We start from the raw sequence: 16,837 nt of genomic DNA, 5'->3' as shown, positions 1-16,837 counted from the left end.
CCAACTTCGGCTCGACCCCCGAATCCGGGGCCGGACCCACAAGGCCACGCGCGACCCAGGCATCCGATGCCGGTCGCGCGTGGCCGCGTTCGTGCGGGGGTTCAGGCGCGGGAGGCGGTCACTTGCCGGGAGGGGCCGGTGGGGTGCCGGGATGGTCCTCCGGGGTGCTGGGACTGGCGGGCGGCGTGCCGGGATGGTCGGCCGGCGCGCGGGGAGGAGCCGCCGGGCTTGGAGGTGGTTCCGGCGCGGCGGTGACCGTGGCGGGAAGCGCGGCACGTGATCTCGTGCGGGCGATGCGGATCGTCAAGCCGGTCGCGATCACCGCGAGCCAGACCGCTGCCACCGTGAGGGTCAGGCCCAGGGTCGGGTTGCCGTCGTGGAGACCCGGCATGGGTGGGGTTCCGTATGGGCGCCAGAGCAGCGGGAACGCCACGATCGCCAGTACGCCGGTGATCACCGTGCCCGCTACCACCGGGGCTTTCCACGGGCTCGGCACCAGCCGGCTCAGCACGATGCCGAGCACTGCCGTCAGGGGTGCGATCACGCCGTCGTTGACGATCGGGCCGCCGACTATCCAGGCGGCCGTCGCGATCGCGTCCGGACGCACCGGGAGCGCGTACTCGGCGAACAGCACCACGCCCCACGCCAACGCCGCGAGGCCCGGTAGGGCGAGGAACGCACGGGCGGTCTTCACAGCGCCTCCAGCTTCGTGACCCACTTCGTCTGCAGCACGCCCGGGCGGTTCGGGGCGATGATCCGGCACGGGAAGCCGTGGTCGGGGTCGAGGACCTCGCCGTTCAGCTCCAGGGCCAGCAGGGTCAGCTCGTCGGCCGTGTGTTCGCCGGGGAGCGTGCTGACGCCGTAGAGCCCGGAACGCTCCATTGAGGACACCCGGATCGCGGTGCCGGGTGGGGCGCCGGTGGCCTTCAGAAGGGTCGGCAGGGAGATGCCGCGCCAGGTGGCCGATTGGCTCCAGCCCTCCACGCACGCGATCGGGAGTTCCGCTGTCGTCTGCGGCAGCGCGCGCAGCTCGTCGAGGGAGAACCTGGTCGTGCCGCGCGGGGTCACCACCGAGAGACGCCAGGAGGGGGACCACGTGATGCCCGCGGCCGCCGCGGTGCGGTTCACCGGGAGGTTTTGGGTGCCCTTGCCCGTCTTCCAGGACAGGCCGGAAACCCCGCGCAGGAACGGGACCGTCGCGCCCGCGGTGGCGACGACCGCGGTGCCGGTCGCCAGGCCGGTGGTGAGGAGGAAACCGCGCCGGGAGAGGCCGGTCGGTGGCGGTTCTTCGGTCGCGGTGCGGCTCAGCGCGCGGCGGATGACCGGCAGCTTCACCGCGACGTGCACCAGGATCGAACCGATCGCCAGCCACGCGACCGCGTAGTGCACCTGCGGGAAGTAGAAGCCCCACGGGTAGTTCTGCGCCACGTTCAGCAGCCCGGTGCTCAGCTCGAAGAACGCCGCCCCCGAGAGCACCAGGATCGACAAGCGCTCCAGCGCGTGCGGCAGCGAGCGGACGAGCGGCCTGCCGAACAGCTTCGGGTAGACGCTCCACAATTTCGCCAGCAGCAACGGGATCGACGCCACGCCGGAGATCACGTGCAGGCCTTGGGTGACGCGGTAGAGGCCGACCGGGCGGCTGGGCCACCAGAACCAGCCCGGCGGGTGCTGGATCAGGTGGCTGAGCAGGCCGGTCACGAAGCACGTCGTGAACGTGACCGCCAGCGCCAGGCCGATCTTCGACGTCACGCGCTCGTCGTGGGCCGGCGCCCGGAACTGTTCTTCCTTCGGGATCGGCAGTTTCACCGGCGCTCCAATCGCGCGAACCAGCGGTGGCCGTGGCGAGCGGTCCAGTCGACGCGCAGGCCGGCGCGCACGGCGACGTCGGCGATCGCGTCCACGCCGACCCAGGCCCAGGTGAACCACGCGACGTCGGCGTGGCCCGGGCGCAGCCGGACGCGCTCGTGGCGCAGGCCGTGGCCGGGCGGCTCCAGTTCGACGAGGACGTCGCCGTAGGGTGCGATCAGCCCGGCCGTGCGCCGCAGGAGTGCCGCCGGGTCGCCGCCGATGCCGATGTTGCCGTCGGCGAGCAGGGCGTGCTGCCACCGGCCCTCGCCCGGGAGCCGGTCGAACACGTTGCGGTGCAACGCGCTTCCGCCGCGGTGGCGGGTCAGGACGACCGCCGTCCGCGAGCTGTCCACGCCCAGCGCGACGACTCCGCGGCCGGTCAGCGCCGCGGTGAGCCGGCCGGGACCGCAGCCGATGTCGATGGTCGGGCCGGAGCAGGCGTCCAGCAGGACGTCGTCGCCGTCGGACGGCTCGGTCCAGCGTTCGACCGGCAGCTCGATCCGTTCGCCGGTCGCCAGTTCGAGCCAGCAGCGGTGGCCGAGCAGGCCGAGGTCGAACTCGTGGCCGGCCAGGGCCGTCATCACGCGACCGCCCGTCCGCCGACGGCCGCGACGGCGCGGGCGAACCGGCCGTGCGGGCACACCGCCGCGACCTCACGGGCGTCGGCCATTGTGTCCACATCGGACAGTCGGGCGGTCGTTGCCGGTCGCAGCCCGCACCCGCCGAGCGCGCGCAGGGTGCGTTCGCCGGTGTCGTCGCGGGACATCGGAACGTCGGCGAGGACCTGCGCGTGCCGCGGTTCGGCCAGGCCCAGCGCCCACCAGCCGCCGTCCGCGGCCGGGCCGAGCACCGAGTCGTGCCCGTGGAACCGCACCGGCGCGATGGCCGCGGCGAGGGACTCCGGCGTGACCTGCGGGGTGTCCATGCCGATCTGCAGTACCGGCAGGCCCGCGTGCACCGCGGCGGCGTCGGCGTGGGCGTTGGCCAGCCGGGTGCCGAAGTCCCGGCCCCGCTGCGGTATTACGGTGGCGCGCCGCAGCGCCCGGCCGATTTCGGTGGCCCTGGCGGCGGCGCGGAGGTCTCCGGTCATCGCGACGACGGGCGCGGCGCCGGGGACCGCGCAGACGGCGTCGAGCGTGTCGAGCAGCGCCGCCGCGGCGATCTCCGCCGACTGGGCCGGCGTCGCCGGTGGGCAGAGCCGGGTCTTGGCCAGGCCCGGCACCGGCGCCTTGGCCACGACCAGCAGGACGAACGACGACGTCATCGGGCCAGCACCCGCCCGAAGTCGCGGACCGCGCGCAGCGTGCCCCGCACCGAACCGGACACCTTCGACTTCGTGCCCTTGGCGCGCTCGCCGTACCGGACGTCGAACTCGCGGACCCGCCAGCCGGCCCGCCGGGCCTTGATCAGCAGCTCGAGCGGGTAGCCGAACGCCCGGTCGGTGACGTCGAGGCGGAGCAGGGCCCGCCGGTCCGCGGCACGCAGGGGTGCGATGTCCCGCACCGGCAGCCCACGGGTGCGCAGCAGCAGCGCCAGCACGACGTTGCCCGCTCTCGCGTGCCACGGCCACACGCCGGGACCGGTCGGGACCCGGCGCCCGACGGCGAGGTCGGCGCCGTCCTCGACCGCGGTCACCAGCCGCGGCAGATCGCCGAGGTCGAGGGACCCGTCGGCGTCGGCGAAGCACACGATGTCCGCGGTGGCGGCTTCCAGGCCGGCATGCACGGCCGCGCCGTAACCGCGACGCGGTTCGTGGACGACCTTCGCGCCGAGCGAAGCCGCCACTTCGGGTGAGCCGTCCGCGGAGCCGTTGTCGACCACGATCGCGCGGTAGCCCGGCGGCAGGCCCGCCAGTACACCGGGCAGCGCGCCGGCTTCGTCGAGGCAAGGGAGGACGACGTCCACTGCTGAGTCAGTCACGGCGCCGACCGTAAGTCCACGGTGGATGGCCGAAAACCCTTGCGGGCCTTACTGAATCATGACGGGTGAAGAGGTTCTTACCGCCTCGTTACGGTCGCCGCCGCGGGGACGCGGATCGCCGTCGGCGCCCTTATGGTGGACGGCGATGAGCGAGCCGAACCCGGCAGCCCGGCTCGCCGAGCCGCCTGCCCGCGAACCCGAAGCCCCGGTCACCGGCCGCCGCGCTGACGTCCTCGCCGTCGCGGCGGCAGTGGTGCTCGTCGCCGCGGCCACCACGGTCGGCTGGTACTACAACCGGCCGGATTCCGGTGTGGTCATCTTCGTTTCCTCGCCGCCGTTGTTCGCCGACTGGCTGCCGCACGTCGGCCCGGGTTCGGTGTTCGCGGTGCTCGTCGCCGTCGCGGTGGTGCTGCACGGCCCGGCTCTGGCCGCCCGCCTGCCGTGGCGCCGCGCGCTCGGCGCCGGCTACCTGGCCTCGCTGGCCTGGATCTTCTCGCTGGCCATGGTCGACGGCTGGACGCGCGGGTTCGCCGGACGCCTCACCATTCCGCAGGAGTACCTCCACGAGGTACCGGGGATCACCGACATCCCGCGGATGCTGCGCGAGTTCTCGTCCCGCATCCTCGACTTCCAGCCGGACTCGTGGACGACGCACGTCTCCGGGCACCCACCGGGCGCGACGCTCGTCTTCGTCTGGCTGGACCGGATCGGCCTGCACGGCGGCGCGTGGGCCGCGACGGCCGTCGTGCTCGTCGGCAGCCTGGTCGCGGTCGCCGTGCCCGCCACGCTCGCCCTGCTCGGCCGGACCGAGGCCGCCCGCGCGGCGCTGCCGTTCGCCGTCCTCACGCCCGGAGCGGTGTGGATCGGGGTGTCCGCGGACGGCTTGTTCGCCGGGGTGACCGCCACCGGGCTTGCGCTGCTCGCGTTGTCCGCGCGCGGGTTCACCGACGGCCGCCGGTACGCCGCCCCGGCCGGCGTCGCCGCCGGGCTCCTGCTCGGCTTCGGCGTCTTCCTTTCGTACGGCCTGGTGCTGCTCGGCCTGCTCGCGGTGGCCGTCGCGATCCTCGGCAGGCAGTGGCGGGCAGCGGCCCTGGCCATCGTCGCGGCACTGGCGGTCGTCGGAGTTTTTGCCTGGGCGGGCTTCTGGTGGCTCGACGGCTACCACCTGGTCGTCGAGCGCTACTACCAGGGCGTCGCGCTGGTCCGGCCCTATTCGTACTGGGTGTGGGCGGACCTGGCGGCGGTGGCCGTCGCCCTCGGCCCCGCGGTGGTGGCCGCCCTCCGCCGCGGCCTCGCCGGAACGGGTCGTGGCCTGCTTACCGACCCGGTGCTGCTCCTCGGCGTCGCCGCGCTGGTCACCATCGTCTTCGCGGACGTCTCGGGCCTGTCGAAGGCCGAGACCGAACGGATCTGGCTACCGTTCGGGGTGTGGTTGCTGCCGCTGACGGCGTTGCTGCCGCGGCCCGGACGCCGGTGGTGGCTGGCCGCGCAGGCGGCGACGGCCTTGGCGGTCAACCACCTGCTGCTGACCGGCTGGTGAGGGAGACGTGATGAACGATCAGGCCGGGCGCGTGCTCGTGGTCGACGACGACGAGACCGTCCGCGACGTCGTCCGCCGCTACCTCGAGGTCGCCGGGTTCACCGTGGACCAGGCCGGCGACGGCGCGGACGGGCTGGCCAAGTTCGCCGCCCACGAACCCGATCTCGTCGTCCTCGACGTCATGATGCCGGGGATCAACGGCCTCGAGGTGTGCAAGCGGCTGCGCCAGGTCAGCCAGGTGCCGATCGTCATGCTGACCGCGCTCGGCGAGGAGGAGAACCGGATCGCCGGGCTCCAGCTCGGTGCCGACGACTACGTGACGAAACCGTTCAGCCCCAAGGAACTCGCCCTCCGCGTCGCCTCCGTGCTCCGCCGGGCGCGGATGCCGCGCCCGGAACCGGCCGCGGCGGTACTGGCGGACGGCGACCTCCGCCTGCAGATGAACGCGCGCACCGCGACGCTCGGCGGCCGCGAACTGCCGCTCACCACCCGGGAGTTCGACCTGCTGGCGTTCTTCCTCGCCCACCCCGGCGTCGCCTTCTCGCGCGCGGACCTGCTCGAGAAGGTGTGGGGCTGGGACTTCGGCGACCAGTCCACCGTGACCGTCCACGTGCGACGGTTGCGCGAGAAGATCGAGCGCGAACCGGCCAAGCCGGTCCGGGTGGCGACCGTGTGGGGTGTCGGCTACCGCTACGACCGGGAGCAGCCATGATCGAACCCGGCGAGTCCTTCGACGAGATCGTCGCCCACCTCTGGCACATCCTCCCGCTCGCGCTGCTCTTCGCGCTTCCGGTGGCCGTGCTGGGCGGAGTGGTCCTCTACGTGCTGCGCCGCGGCTCCCTGGCCACCACGCTCACCGTGCTGGTGCTGATCCCGGTCCTCGCCACGCTGGTCGGCGTGCTGGGCATCAGCGGGTTCATGTTCACCCCGGCGCTGACCACGATGCTGCTGGTCTGCCTGCTCGTCGCGCTGGTGACCGTGCCCGCCGCGATCGTCTTCGGCCGGGCGATCGCGCGCCGCAGCGTGTGGGAACGGGAAGCGCGCGAACGCGAGCGCGCGGCCGAGGCGTCCCGCCGCGAGCTGGTCGCCTGGATCAGCCACGACCTGCGCAGCCCGCTGGCCGGCATCCAGGCGATGGCCGAGGCGCTGGCCGACGGCGTGGTGTCCGAGCGTGACGAGGTCGCCGACTACGCCCAGCGGATCACCGGCGAGACCACCCGGCTGTCCGCGATGGTGGGCGACCTGTTCGAGCTTTCGCGGATCACGGCCGGCGCCCTCGAGCTCACCATGTCCGCGGTGCCGCTGCGGGACGTCGTCAGCGACGCCGTCGCCGCCCAGTCCCCGGTCGCCGAGCGGAAACGCGTGCGGGTGCTCGCCAACGCGTCGACCTGGCCGGTCGTGACCGGGAGCGACCCGGAACTGGCCAGGATCGTGCGGAACCTGGTCTCCAACGCGATCCGGCACACCCCGCCCGACGGGACGGTCGCGGTGCAGATCGGCGTCGACGGCGACGAAGCCCTGCTCGCCGTCGACGACTCCTGCGGCGGCATCCCGGACGACGAGATCACCCGCGTTTTCGACGTCGCTTTCCGGGGGACGCAGGCGCGGACGCCGGAGCGCGGCGGGACGACCAGCGGCGGCGGGCTCGGGCTGGCCATCACCAAGGGGCTGGTCGAGGCGCACCGCGGGAAGATCGGCGTCCACAACCACGGGCCAGGGTGCCGGTTCGAGGTGCGCCTGCCGCTGGCGATGCCCTAGCGGCCGTACGTCCGGTTCATCGCCCGCAGGGTCCGGACCACCGCGGTCCGGAGTTCGTCCGGCGCGACCACTTCGACCTCGGCGCCGAGCTTGAGGAGTTCGGGCACGGCGGCCTCGACCGACTCGATCGGGATCTCGACCTCGGTCCAGCCCGCCGCGTCCGGCCCGGCCGTGGTCTTCCGGGCCGCGGTGACGGCCGGCTCCAGCAGCTCCAGGCCCCGGCCGGAGAGGCGGAGGACGGCGGTGCCGCCGTGCCGGCGCCGGTCGAAGTGGGCGAGGTAGCTCTCCCAGTGCGACGCCAGGTGGAAGCCCTCGGCACGCTCGAACCCCAGCGGGAGGACGTCGACGTCGAGGACCCGGGAGACCCGGTAGGTGCGGAACCGGCCTTCTCCACGGGCCACGAGGTACCAGTTCCCAGCCTTCAGGACGAGCCCGTGCGGCTCCACGGTCCGGGTGATCTCGTGCGGCTCCGCCCAGCGCAGGTAGCGGATCCGCAGGCCGCGCTGGTTCCACGTCGCCGCCGCGATCGGTGCCAGGTGGGGGATCGGCTCGGTGCCGAGGTACCACGGCGGGAGGTCGAGGTGGAACCGGTCGGCGATCCGGCCCGCGCGGTCGCGCAGCTGCGCGGGCAACGCGGCCATGAGCTTCAGCTGCGCGGTGGCGGTCGCGGAAGCCAGGCCCAGCTGGGCGGCCGCGGTCGGCAGGCCGGTCAGGAAGAGCGCCTCGGCCTCGTCCGCGGTCAGGCCGGTGAGCCGGGTCCGGTAGCCGTCGAGCAGCCGGTAGCCGCCGTCGTGCCCCGGCTCCCCGTACACCGGCACGCCCGCGGCGCCGAGCGACTCGACGTCCCGGTAGACGGTCCGGACGGAAACCTCCAAGGCGACCGCCAGCTCCTGAGCGGTCATCCGGTTCCGGGACTGCAGCAGCAACAGCAGGGAGACCAGGCGGGTCGCGCGCATGTCCGCGAGTCTGCCCGGATCCACTGACAGGAGGTGTCAGGGAACCGGCGTTAGCGTCCCGCCATGACTTTGATCGACCGCTACGCGGCGGTGTGGAACGAACCGGATCCCGCCGCGCGCCGCCGCGCCATCACCGAGCTGTGGACCGAAGCCGGAGCCGAGTACACCGAGCGCGGGTGGCGCTCCGGTGTGGAGCGGCACCGTGTTCCTCTTCCTCGACCAGGACGGCCGGATCCGGCGCGACTACCAGTTCACCGGCGCCGAAGCGGACACCCGGGCGGTCGTCGCCGAGTTCCTGGCCCGGCTGGCCGAGGGCGACCCGGACCGGATCGCCGGGCTGTTCGCGGACACCGTCGACTGGCGGCTCGACTGGCCCGAGGCGGGCCACCCCGCGGTGCCGTGGATCCGGGAGCGGTCGACGCGCGCCGACGTCGCCTGCCACTTCCGCGAGCTGAACGACTTCCACCACCCCGGCGAGCCGGGCGGGCCGAAGCCGCGGACCCTGGTCGACGGCCGGGACGCCGTGGTGCTCGGCGAAATCCGCCAGACGGTACGAGCCACCGGCCGCGCTTATTCGGCTCGCTGCGCGCTCCACCTCACCGTCGACAGTGGCGTGATCACCCGGTACCACGTCTACGAGGACAGCCTTTCCGTCGCGGAGGCGCTCGCCGGCTGAGCCCGGACCGGGGCGCGCAGCTCCGCCGTCGCGAAGTCCGCCATGCCCTTCTCGAAGCCGATTTCCGCCGTGAAGCCCAGTAGTTCGCGGGCACGGGCGGGGTCGGCCACCACGTGGCGGACGTCGGCCGCGCGGGCGCCTCCGACCACCTGGGGCGCCGGGCCGCCGCACGCGCGGGCCAGCTCGACCGCCAGCTCGCCCACCGTGTGCGGGGTACCGGAGCAGACGTTCACCGGGGTGAGATCGCCCGCCGGACCGGCTGTCCTGAGTGCCAGGACGTTCGCCCTGGCGACGTCGTGGACGTGGACGAAGTCGCGCTGCTGGCGGCCGTCCTCCAGGACACGCGGGGCTTCGCCGCGCACCAGCGACGAGCGGAACAGCGAAGCCACCCCGGCGTACGGGGTGTTCTGGGGCATCCGCGGGCCGTAGACGTTGTGGTACCGCATCGCCCACACGCTGCCGCCCGTTTGCCGCGCCCACGCGCCGGCCAGGTGTTCCTGCGCGAGCTTCGTCGCCGCGTACGTGCTGCGCGGGTTCAGCGGCGTGTCCTCGGGCACCAGCTGCCACGCCAGCTCGGCCCCGCAGGACGGGCAGCGCGGCTCGAAGCGTCCGGCGTCCACATCGGACGCGCGCCGCGGGGACGGCGGCACCACGCCGTGGTCCGGGCAGGCGTACCGGCCTTCGCCGTAGACGACCATCGACGACGCCAGCACCAGCTTCCGCACGCCCGCCGCGTGCATCGCGGCCAGCAGCACCGCCGTGCCGTAGTCGTTGTGCAGGGCGTACGAAGGCGCGTCCGACGGGTCGACGCCGTGGCCGACCACCGCCGCCTGGTGGCACACCGCGTCGGCGCCGTCCAGCAGCTCCGCGACGATCTCGGTGTCGGTGACGTCGCCGCGCAGGAACCGGTGCCGTCCGGTGTACGGCGGCGGGGTGCGCGAGCCGTGGGCCGTCGGGAGCAGGTTGTCGAGCACCACGACGTCGTCACCGCCGTCGGCGAGCAGGTCGGCGATGTGTGACCCGATGAACCCGGCTCCGCCGGTGACCAGTACGCGCACACCGCCACGCTAGGCGGCCGCACGGGCGCTTGCCGAGGGCCGCGCGGCCACGTCACCGGATCGTCAGAACTCACCCGGCACCTCCCGCCGCCGGACGGCCGAAACCGACTACGGTGGGCGCCATGGAACGGAGTGCACAACGGCTGGGCCGGGCCCTCGTGGTCATCGTGGACGATCGCGTGGCGCACGGCGAGCACGAGGACACCAGTGGCCCGCTGGTCACGGAGCTGCTCGAAGAAGCGGGCTTCATCGTCGACGGTGTCGTGGTCGTCGAGGCCGAGACCGCGGGTATCCGCAACGCGCTCAACACGGCCGTGATCGGCGGTGCCGACCTGGTGATCACCGTCGGCGGCACCGGTGTGCTGCCGCGTGACCGGACGCCCGACGCCACCGCCGGTGTGCTCGACCGCCCGATCCCGGGCATCAGCGAGGCGATCCGCGCGTCCGGCTTGGCGGCCGGCGCCGTGGACGCGGGGATCTCGCGGGGGCTCGCGGGGGTGTCCGGCAGCACGCTGGTGGTCAACCTCGCCGGGTCGCGGTCCGCGGTTCGCGACGGGATGGCGACGCTGACCTCGCTCGTGCCGCACGTGATCGACGAGCTTTCGGGGCTCGAAGAGGTCTGAGCCTCTTCGAGTCGCGGTTCGCTCTGGAGTTGTCAAAGAACGGGCGTGGGACACTGGGGGCATGCCGGGCGAACAGCGGAAACCCCAGACCAGCAGCGAGCGGCGCCGCCGGGTCGACGAGATCTTCGGGGACGTCCTGCCCGAGACGACCTCCGACGAACGCGACCCCGAGCGGCGCACCGGTCTCCCGGACGATTGGTACCGGGAGAACCGGCCACCGCACCACGATCGCTGAGCGGGATCAGTCGCGGCCGTTGTCGCGCTGGGCCTGGGCGCGCAGCAGGTCGCGGATCTCGATGAGCAGCTCGACGTCGGTGGGCTCGGACGGGCCCGGCTCCTGGCCGCGCTTGCGTCGCTCCTGCACGTGCTTCACCGGCAGCACGATCACGAAGTAGACGACCGCCGCGACCAGCACGAAGTTGATCGCCGCGTTGATCACGCCGCCGAAGTCCAGGAACGTGGCTTCGTTGTTGTCGAAGATCTGGTACCCGAGGCCCTTGGCGGCGTCCGTCCCACCGATCGTGCTGATCAGCGGCTTGATGAGGCCGTTGGTGAACGCCGTGACGATCGCGGTGAACGCCGAGCCGATGACCACCGCGACGGCGAGGTCGACGACGTTGCCGCGCATCAGGAAGTCTTTGAAGCCTTTGAACACTTGCTCTCCTCGAGAACGGTCGGGTGGGGGCTAGCGGAGAGTAACCGTTACCGGACGCTCCAGTGAAATCGCCGCCACCCTCGCCGCGATTGCCTCCGGCAGCCGGAGCAGGACCAAGGGTCCCTTCGCCGCGGACTGTTCTTGGTGCCCGACCGTCACGACCGTGGCCCCGCCGGCCAGCACGGAAGCGGGTGCGCCGGCCTCCGGTGCCGCGACGACGTCCACGCGGCTGCCCGGTGTCAGGAGTTCGGCGACGGCCGCGTCGGCCAGCCGGACGGGCACGGTCGACGTTCCGGGATCACCCGGTGCGGGGATTGTCGCCAGCCGGACGTCGGTCAACGGCTCACCGGCGCGGACGGCACCGGCCAGCGAGCGCCCGTCGACGAGGTCGAGGGAGCTCAGCACGCCCGAAGGGCGAGCGTCGTCGGGGAAGTCGGCCAGCCGGACGTCGGCGGCACGCAAGGCCGCGCCGGCGGGGAGATCGTGCGCCGCGACGACGGTCGGATTCGTCGGCGCGCCCCGCGCGGAACCGGGGTGGGCGAACAGCAGCGCGCCGGCCAGCAGCAGGCAGGCGGCGAGCCAGCGGCGGGTCAGCCGCGTCCGCCGGCCTCGCAGCCGGGACAAGTCGGGTGGGTGGAACCTCGCCAGTACGTCCACGGTGCCCCCTCGGTCGGATCGGGTGCGACGGCCTGCCGCACAAGATCGACGTTAGGGAAGCCGGACGGGCCGCCGGAAGGGCCTCGTCCGGCACCTGTGGACAACTGGGGTGTTGTGGATAACTCCGGGCTCAGGAGGCCGCGGCGGTGGTTTTCGTCGTACCCGAGGAGGAGGATGTCGAGCTCGTGTCCGACTTCGACTCCGTCTTGGTCTCGGACTTCGGGGGTGTCGCGGCGGTGCTCGACTTCTTCGAGTCGCGCGAGTCGGTGCGGTAGAACCCGCTGCCCTTGAAGACGACGCCGACCGAGCTGAAGACCTTGCGCAGCGTGCCGGAGCACTGCGGGCAGACGGTCAGGCTCGGGTCCGAGAACGACTGCACGGCTTCGAACCGGTGGTCGCATTCTTTGCAGGCGTACTGGTACGTAGGCACTGACGGCTCCTTTGCTGGCACTCATCCGACCAGAGTGCTAACCCGATTGTGCTTGAAAACATTCCCCGAAAGCAATTCCAGCTTGCTCACATCGGCAGCCCGACCACGCCTCGACCCGGGGTCAAGGCCCCGGTCATTCGCACGTCGTGGGGTTCCCCGGGCAGCCGGTCGACCAGTTCCCCGTCCCGGACGACCGCCAGCAGCGTGGCGCCGGCCTCGGCGAACACCAGCGAACGATCGTAGTGACCCGCGCCGCGGCCGAGCCGGACGCCCCGGCGATCCACGGCCAGCGCGGGCACCAAGATCAGCTCGGCCGCCCGCACGGCCTCGGCACCCAGGCGTTTCCCGCCCGGCTCGCGGATCCCGCGGAACCGGCTGGGCACGAGATCGGCCTCGCCGGTGTACTCGGCCCACTCGAGCGGTCCCGGTTCCGGCTGGATGACCGGCAGCAGCACCCGCGCGCCGCCGGCCGCCAGCGCGTCGGCGAGCGCCACCGTGCCCGGTTCGGTGCCGAACGGGAGGTACGCGCACACCGTGCCGGATGTGACCTTCGACACCGCGTTGACCAGGGCCGATGCCTCGGCGGCGTGCGATTCGGCAGTCTGGTCCGCGCGTGCGCGCTTCAACCGGTCACGCCACTCCGCCTTGCTCAGGTGCTCATTGCCCAGCGCGTGCATGACCTCACGTTAGGCTTTGCGCCCATGACGGGCGCCGCAACCACCCAGACGTTCAGAACCGCCATCGTGCCTGCCGCCGGCCTGGGGACACGGTTCCTCCCGGCGACGAAGGCCGTGCCCAAGGAACTGCTGCCCGTGGTGGACACGCCGGGCATCGAGCTGGTCGCGGCCGAAGCCGCCGCCGCCGGAGCGGAACGCCTGGTCATCGTCACTTCGCCGGGCAAGGAAGCCGTCGTCAAGTACTTCGAGACGCAGCCCGAGCTGGAGGAGAACCTCAAGGCCAAGGGCAAGGACGAGCTGCTCGAGAAGGTCCGCCGCGGACCCGCGCTGCTCGCCGTCGAGACCGCCGTCCAGGAGCAGGCCCTCGGCCTCGGCCACGCCGTCGCGCAGGCCGAGCCGAACCTGACGCCCGACGACGAGGCCGTCGCCGTGCTGCTGCCGGACGACCTCGTGCTGCCGACCGGCGTGCTCGAGCGGATGAGCGCGGTCCGCGCCGAACACGGGGGCAGCGTGCTCTGCGCGTTCGACATCCCCAAGGCCGAGATCTCGCCGTACGGCGTGTTCGACGTCAGCGACACCGACGATGACGACGTCAAGCGCGTGCACGGGATGGTCGAGAAGCCGAAGCCGGAGGACGCGCCGTCGACGTACGCCGCGGCCGGGCGCTACCTGCTCGACCGGGCGATCTTCGACGCGCTGAAGCGGATCACGCCGGGCAGCGGCGGCGAGCTGCAGCTGACCGACGCGGTCGCGCTGCTGATCACCGAGGGGCACCCGGTGCACGTCGTCGTCCACCGCGGCGGACGCCACGACCTGGGGAATCCGGGTGGTTTCCTGCGCGCCGCGGTCGATTTCGCGCTTGAAACGCCCGAGTACGGTCCATCTTTACGGGCGTGGCTGACGGAACGGATCGGGACAGATCGCCCATGACGGAATCCCTCGACGCGGCACGGCCCGAAGTGGCCGAGGAGGAGGCCGAGTTCCGCTCGGTCGACGCGCAGATCTCCATGACGCTGGACGCCGCCGTCCGGCCCCGGCCGGTGCGGGTGGCGATCTCCGAGGCCCAGGGCCTGCTCTGCGCCGAGGAGGTCGTCGCCGAGCACGCGCTGCCCGGGTTCGACCAGGCCGCGATCGACGGGTACGCGGTGCGCAGCGTCGACGTGCGCACCGCCGGGCAGGAGCCGGTGCAGCTGCCGGTCGTCGGGGAGATCGCGGCGGGCTCGCGCCAGCCGCGGCGGCTCCAGCCCGGCCAGGCCGTGCGCGTCGACACCGGCGCGCCGCTGCCGACGCTCGCCGACGCCGTCGTCCCGCTCGCCTACACCGACGGCCACCAGGCCAAGGTCACGGTGCACCGCTCGGTGCCATCGGCCGGGTACGTGCGGCGGGCCGGCGAAGACGTCCAGATCGGCGACGTCGCGGTGCGCAACGGTGACACCATCGGTTCGGCGCAGGTCGGGCTGCTCGCCGCGGTCGGCCGCGCGAAGGTGCTGGTCTACCCGCGGCCGCGCGTCTCGATCGTGTCGGTCGGCGACGAGCTGGTCGACATCGACCGGACGCCGTCGGTCGGGCAGGTCTACGACGTCAACTCCTACGCGCTGGCCGCGGCCGCGCGGGACGCGGGCGCCGAGGTCAGCCGGGTCGGCATCGTGCCGAGCGAGCCGAAGCGGTTGCGGGAGATCGTCGAGGGACGGCTCCTGATGTCGGAGATCGTGGTGGTCGCGGGCGGTGCCGGGGGCACCACCGGCGACGAGGTCCACGCCGCGCTGTCCGACCTGGGCCGGATCGACCTGACCCGCGTCGCGATGCACCCCGGCTCGGTGCAGGGCTTCGGCAGGCTCGGCCCCGATTCGGTGCCGACGTTCCTGCTGCCGGGCAACCCGATGAGCGCGCTGGTGGTGTTCGAGGTGCTCGTGCGGCCGCTGATCCGGGCGGCGCGCGGGACCCGCAACCCGCACCGGCGGATCGTCGGCGCGCGGCTGTTGTCGCCGATCACGTCGACCGAGGGCCGGCGCGGTTTCCTGCGCGGTCAGCTGCTGCGCGACGAGGCCAACGGGGAGTACCTGGTCCAGCCGCTCGGCCAGTCCGGGGCGCACCTGCTCGCGTCGCTGGCCGAGGCGAACTGCCTGATCAACGTGCCGGAAGACCTGACGGAGGTCGCCGCCGGCGAGCAGGTCCAGGTCACCTTCCTGGCGCAACGGGCCTGATGAACTCCGTGTCCGGCGTGTCCTACCCGGTCGAGAGCAGGCACCCGGGCTGGCCGGCGCGGCTCGGCCCGCTGCGGGTGCCCGCCGGCGTCGTCGCGATCCGGCCGGTCCGGCTGCGCGACGCGGGCGAGTGGAGCCGGATCCGGCTCCGCGACCGGGCGCACCTCGAGATGTGGGAGCCCACCGGCGTCGGTCCGTGGCCGGAACGCAACGCCTTCTGGTCATGGCCTTCGCAGTGGGCGGCCCTGCGTTCGCTCGCACGGCGTGGTCAGTGCCTGCCCTTCACGATCACCCTCGACGGGCGGCTCGTCGGCCAGATCACTGTGGGTAACGTCATCCGGGCGTCGCTGCGGTCCGCCTGGATCGGCTACTGGGTGTCGTCCGACGTGGTCCGCGGCGGGGTCGCGACGGCCGCCGTCGCCCTCGTCACCGACCACGCCTTCGGCCCGGCCGGCCTGCACCGGCTGGAGGCCACCGTGCGGCCGGAAAACGCCGCCAGCCTGCGGGTTCTCACCAAGGCGGGCTACCGGCAGGAGGGGCTGTTCGAGCGCTACCTCGACGTCGCCGGTGCCTGGCGGGACCACTACTGCTTCGCCGTCACGCGCGAGGAAACCGGGCCGGGGCTGGTGTCCAGGCTGGTCGCGGCGGGCCGCGCCGACTACGCCTGACCGTGATTACCCACCTGGGTCGGTAGCCGCGTTACCACATGCTGTGAGATTCACCTAATCCGGTGAGGCATTTCCGTGATCGAACCCGGCGAGCCTCCGCCCGATCTGTTACTCCTGTGACTAGCGTGATTTCAGGTGAAGGATCGGGGGAGGTGACGGGAGATGCCCAGCTCCGTGATCATCGTCGCGCTCGCCGCGGCATGGCTCGTCGTTCTCGTGCCCATGGTCGCGCGCAAGCGGCAGCAGGTCGCGAGGACGACCGACTCCGCGTTGGCGGCCAGGGTCGTGCGCAGTGGTGGTGGACGCAACGAAGACCGGGAGGAATTCGCCATGTCCGACGGTCCCGAGAAGACCCGGCCTTCGGTCGAGGACGACCTCGCGGAGCTGGAAGCGGACCTCGAGCTCGAGGACGACTTCGAGGATCCGGAACCCGACCCCGAACCGCTCCCGCAGCCCAAGCGCGAGTCGCGCGCGTCGCGAGCCGAACGCGACCGACCGGGGTACCGCCCGGGCCGAGGCGGCTTCGACCCCGAAGCGGCGGAGATCGCTGCGCGCGCGAAGTACAGCTTCCGGCAGCGGGTCGTCGTCATCCTGCTCGTGATCGCGGTCGCGACGGCCGCGGTCGCCGGCTTCCTCGTCCCGCTGGTCTGGTGGGGCCACGCGATCGTCGACGTCGTGCTGGTCGGGTACCTCGTGTACCTGCGCCGGCAGGTGCGCATCGAGGAGGAGATCCGGCAGCGCCGGCTCGCTCGCTTCAACAGCACTCGTGCGCCTCGGCGTGCGCCGGCGGTGGAGGAAGAGGAGCCGGAGCCGGTTCCGGTCGAAGACGTCGAGGTGGTCGAGCCGGTTCGGCGGGAGGTCGTCGAGCGTCGTCCGTCGCCGACTTCTCGGATCCGGCGTAGTGCGGTCGTGGTGGATCTGGACGATGAGGACCCGGCGTTCGAGGAGCTGGACGAGCCCGGGACCGGGCCTTATCGGCGTGCGGTGGGAGAGTGACCCCCCTGCGTGGGGTGCTCGTGGGGCACTGCTAAGCTCTACGAGCACAACCAAGGGGCTGTAGCGCAGTTGGTAGCGCGTCTCGTTCGCATCGAGAAGGTCAGGGGTTCGATTCCCCTCAGCTCCACATTTAGAAAGGCCCGTACCCGCGAGGGTGCGGGCCTTTTCGCA

General features: G+C 72.6%; 21 protein-coding genes and 1 tRNA gene. 11 read left to right on the top strand and 11 right to left on the bottom strand.

Features of this window, described 5'->3' with window-relative positions:
* Window positions 1–118 precede the first annotated feature (118 nt).
* From AB5J73_RS06480 to AB5J73_RS06460, 5 genes are read right to left on the bottom strand one after another with little or no spacing between them, the layout of a single operon-like run.
* The gene (locus tag AB5J73_RS06480; protein WP_370968792.1) at window positions 119–694 is read right to left on the bottom strand and encodes a hypothetical protein; all 576 of its coding nucleotides are present in this window, start codon (window positions 692–694) and stop codon (window positions 119–121) included.
* Window positions 691–1,806 carry a molybdopterin-dependent oxidoreductase gene (locus AB5J73_RS06475; RefSeq protein WP_370968791.1) on the bottom strand — a complete coding sequence of 372 codons (1,116 nt, stop codon included), beginning with the start codon at window positions 1,804–1,806 and terminating at the stop codon, window positions 691–693. The genes AB5J73_RS06480 and AB5J73_RS06475 overlap by 4 nt, the downstream gene beginning before the upstream one ends.
* The gene (locus tag AB5J73_RS06470; protein WP_370968790.1) at window positions 1,803–2,429 is read right to left on the bottom strand and encodes an SAM-dependent methyltransferase; all 627 of its coding nucleotides are present in this window, start codon (window positions 2,427–2,429) and stop codon (window positions 1,803–1,805) included. The genes AB5J73_RS06475 and AB5J73_RS06470 overlap by 4 nt, the downstream gene beginning before the upstream one ends.
* Complete coding sequence (locus AB5J73_RS06465) at window positions 2,429–3,112, bottom strand: DUF2064 domain-containing protein (RefSeq protein ID WP_370968789.1); 684 nt, start codon at window positions 3,110–3,112, stop codon at window positions 2,429–2,431. The genes AB5J73_RS06470 and AB5J73_RS06465 overlap by 1 nt, the downstream gene beginning before the upstream one ends.
* Window positions 3,109–3,753, bottom strand: a complete 645-nt coding sequence (locus AB5J73_RS06460) for a glycosyltransferase family 2 protein (protein ID WP_370972967.1) — start codon at window positions 3,751–3,753, stop codon at window positions 3,109–3,111. Before AB5J73_RS06460 ends, AB5J73_RS06465 begins: the two co-directional genes overlap by 4 nt.
* 160 nt (window positions 3,754–3,913) lie before the next feature.
* On the opposite strand from AB5J73_RS06460, the gene AB5J73_RS06455 reads away from it, so the two are divergent.
* The 3 genes from AB5J73_RS06455 to AB5J73_RS06445 are packed head-to-tail and all read left to right on the top strand — an operon-like array spanning window position 3,914 to window position 7,066.
* On the top strand, window positions 3,914–5,308 hold the full coding sequence (locus tag AB5J73_RS06455) for a hypothetical protein (protein ID WP_370968788.1): 1,395 nt from the start codon (window positions 3,914–3,916) through the stop codon (window positions 5,306–5,308).
* Between the two features lie 10 nt (window positions 5,309–5,318).
* Window positions 5,319–6,020, top strand: coding sequence for a response regulator transcription factor (locus AB5J73_RS06450; RefSeq protein ID WP_370968787.1), 702 nt, complete (start codon window positions 5,319–5,321; stop codon window positions 6,018–6,020).
* Window positions 6,017–7,066, top strand: coding sequence for a sensor histidine kinase (locus AB5J73_RS06445; RefSeq protein ID WP_370968786.1), 1,050 nt, complete (start codon window positions 6,017–6,019; stop codon window positions 7,064–7,066). Before AB5J73_RS06450 ends, AB5J73_RS06445 begins: the two co-directional genes overlap by 4 nt.
* On the opposite strand, the gene AB5J73_RS06440 is transcribed toward AB5J73_RS06445, so the two are convergent.
* A complete protein-coding gene (locus AB5J73_RS06440; RefSeq protein ID WP_370968785.1) occupies window positions 7,063–8,022 on the bottom strand; it encodes a helix-turn-helix transcriptional regulator in 960 nt (319 codons plus the stop codon). The genes AB5J73_RS06445 and AB5J73_RS06440 overlap by 4 nt on opposite strands.
* A 187-nt stretch (window positions 8,023–8,209) precedes the next feature.
* Here AB5J73_RS06440 and AB5J73_RS06435 point away from each other — a divergent pair, with 187 nt between their 5' ends.
* A complete protein-coding gene (locus AB5J73_RS06435; protein ID WP_370968784.1) occupies window positions 8,210–8,698 on the top strand; it encodes a nuclear transport factor 2 family protein in 489 nt (162 codons plus the stop codon).
* Here AB5J73_RS06435 and AB5J73_RS06430 read toward each other — a convergent pair.
* Window positions 8,656–9,756, bottom strand: a complete 1,101-nt coding sequence (locus AB5J73_RS06430; RefSeq protein ID WP_370968783.1) for an NAD-dependent epimerase/dehydratase family protein — start codon at window positions 9,754–9,756, stop codon at window positions 8,656–8,658. The two genes, AB5J73_RS06435 and AB5J73_RS06430, sit on opposite strands and share 43 nt — an antisense overlap.
* 122 nt (window positions 9,757–9,878) lie before the next feature.
* Between AB5J73_RS06430 and AB5J73_RS06425 the strand changes: the two genes are divergently transcribed.
* Window positions 9,879–10,379 (top strand): molybdenum cofactor biosynthesis protein B, encoded by a 501-nt coding sequence (locus tag AB5J73_RS06425; RefSeq protein WP_072476233.1) that lies wholly within the window; start codon window positions 9,879–9,881, stop codon window positions 10,377–10,379.
* A gap of 61 nt (window positions 10,380–10,440) precedes the next feature.
* A complete protein-coding gene (locus tag AB5J73_RS06420) occupies window positions 10,441–10,614 on the top strand; it encodes a hypothetical protein (RefSeq protein ID WP_086861556.1) in 174 nt (57 codons plus the stop codon).
* Between the two features lie 6 nt (window positions 10,615–10,620).
* Here the strand turns inward: AB5J73_RS06420 and mscL are convergent, their stop codons facing one another.
* The 4 genes from mscL to AB5J73_RS06400 all read right to left on the bottom strand — a co-directional run bounded on the left by mscL (window position 10,621) and on the right by AB5J73_RS06400 (window position 12,798).
* Window positions 10,621–11,034, bottom strand: coding sequence for a large-conductance mechanosensitive channel protein MscL (gene mscL / locus AB5J73_RS06415; protein WP_086678717.1), 414 nt, complete (start codon window positions 11,032–11,034; stop codon window positions 10,621–10,623).
* 30 nt (window positions 11,035–11,064) lie between these two features.
* Complete coding sequence (locus AB5J73_RS06410; protein ID WP_370968782.1) at window positions 11,065–11,691, bottom strand: SAF domain-containing protein; 627 nt, start codon at window positions 11,689–11,691, stop codon at window positions 11,065–11,067.
* Window positions 11,692–11,821: 130 nt separating this feature from the next.
* Window positions 11,822–12,121, bottom strand: coding sequence for an FmdB family zinc ribbon protein (locus tag AB5J73_RS06405; protein ID WP_370968781.1), 300 nt, complete (start codon window positions 12,119–12,121; stop codon window positions 11,822–11,824).
* A gap of 86 nt (window positions 12,122–12,207) precedes the next feature.
* Complete coding sequence (locus AB5J73_RS06400; protein ID WP_370968780.1) at window positions 12,208–12,798, bottom strand: 5-formyltetrahydrofolate cyclo-ligase; 591 nt, start codon at window positions 12,796–12,798, stop codon at window positions 12,208–12,210.
* Between the two features lie 24 nt (window positions 12,799–12,822).
* On the opposite strand from AB5J73_RS06400, the gene AB5J73_RS06395 reads away from it, so the two are divergent.
* The 5 genes from AB5J73_RS06395 (at window position 12,823) to AB5J73_RS06375 (ending at window position 16,793) form a co-directional block, all read left to right on the top strand.
* Window positions 12,823–13,728 carry a UTP--glucose-1-phosphate uridylyltransferase gene (locus tag AB5J73_RS06395; RefSeq protein WP_370968779.1) on the top strand — a complete coding sequence of 302 codons (906 nt, stop codon included), beginning with the start codon at window positions 12,823–12,825 and terminating at the stop codon, window positions 13,726–13,728.
* Window positions 13,725–15,002 (top strand): gephyrin-like molybdotransferase Glp, encoded by a 1,278-nt coding sequence (gene glp / locus AB5J73_RS06390; protein WP_370968778.1) that lies wholly within the window; start codon window positions 13,725–13,727, stop codon window positions 15,000–15,002. The genes AB5J73_RS06395 and glp overlap by 4 nt, the downstream gene beginning before the upstream one ends.
* Complete coding sequence (locus AB5J73_RS06385; protein ID WP_370968777.1) at window positions 15,002–15,670, top strand: GNAT family N-acetyltransferase; 669 nt, start codon at window positions 15,002–15,004, stop codon at window positions 15,668–15,670. The genes glp and AB5J73_RS06385 overlap by 1 nt, the downstream gene beginning before the upstream one ends.
* Before the next feature lie 162 nt (window positions 15,671–15,832).
* Window positions 15,833–16,666 carry a gephyrin-like molybdotransferase receptor GlpR gene (gene glpR, locus AB5J73_RS06380; protein ID WP_370968776.1) on the top strand — a complete coding sequence of 278 codons (834 nt, stop codon included), beginning with the start codon at window positions 15,833–15,835 and terminating at the stop codon, window positions 16,664–16,666.
* A 54-nt stretch (window positions 16,667–16,720) separates the two neighbouring features.
* Window positions 16,721–16,793, top strand: a tRNA-Ala gene (locus AB5J73_RS06375).
* Window positions 16,794–16,837 lie beyond the last annotated feature (44 nt).

This window comes from Amycolatopsis sp. cg9 (assembly GCF_041346945.1).
Taxonomy (GTDB): domain Bacteria; phylum Actinomycetota; class Actinomycetes; order Mycobacteriales; family Pseudonocardiaceae; genus Amycolatopsis.
The sequence above is the reverse complement of the archived record's forward strand: the minus strand, read 5'-3'. Positions and strand labels throughout refer to the sequence as shown.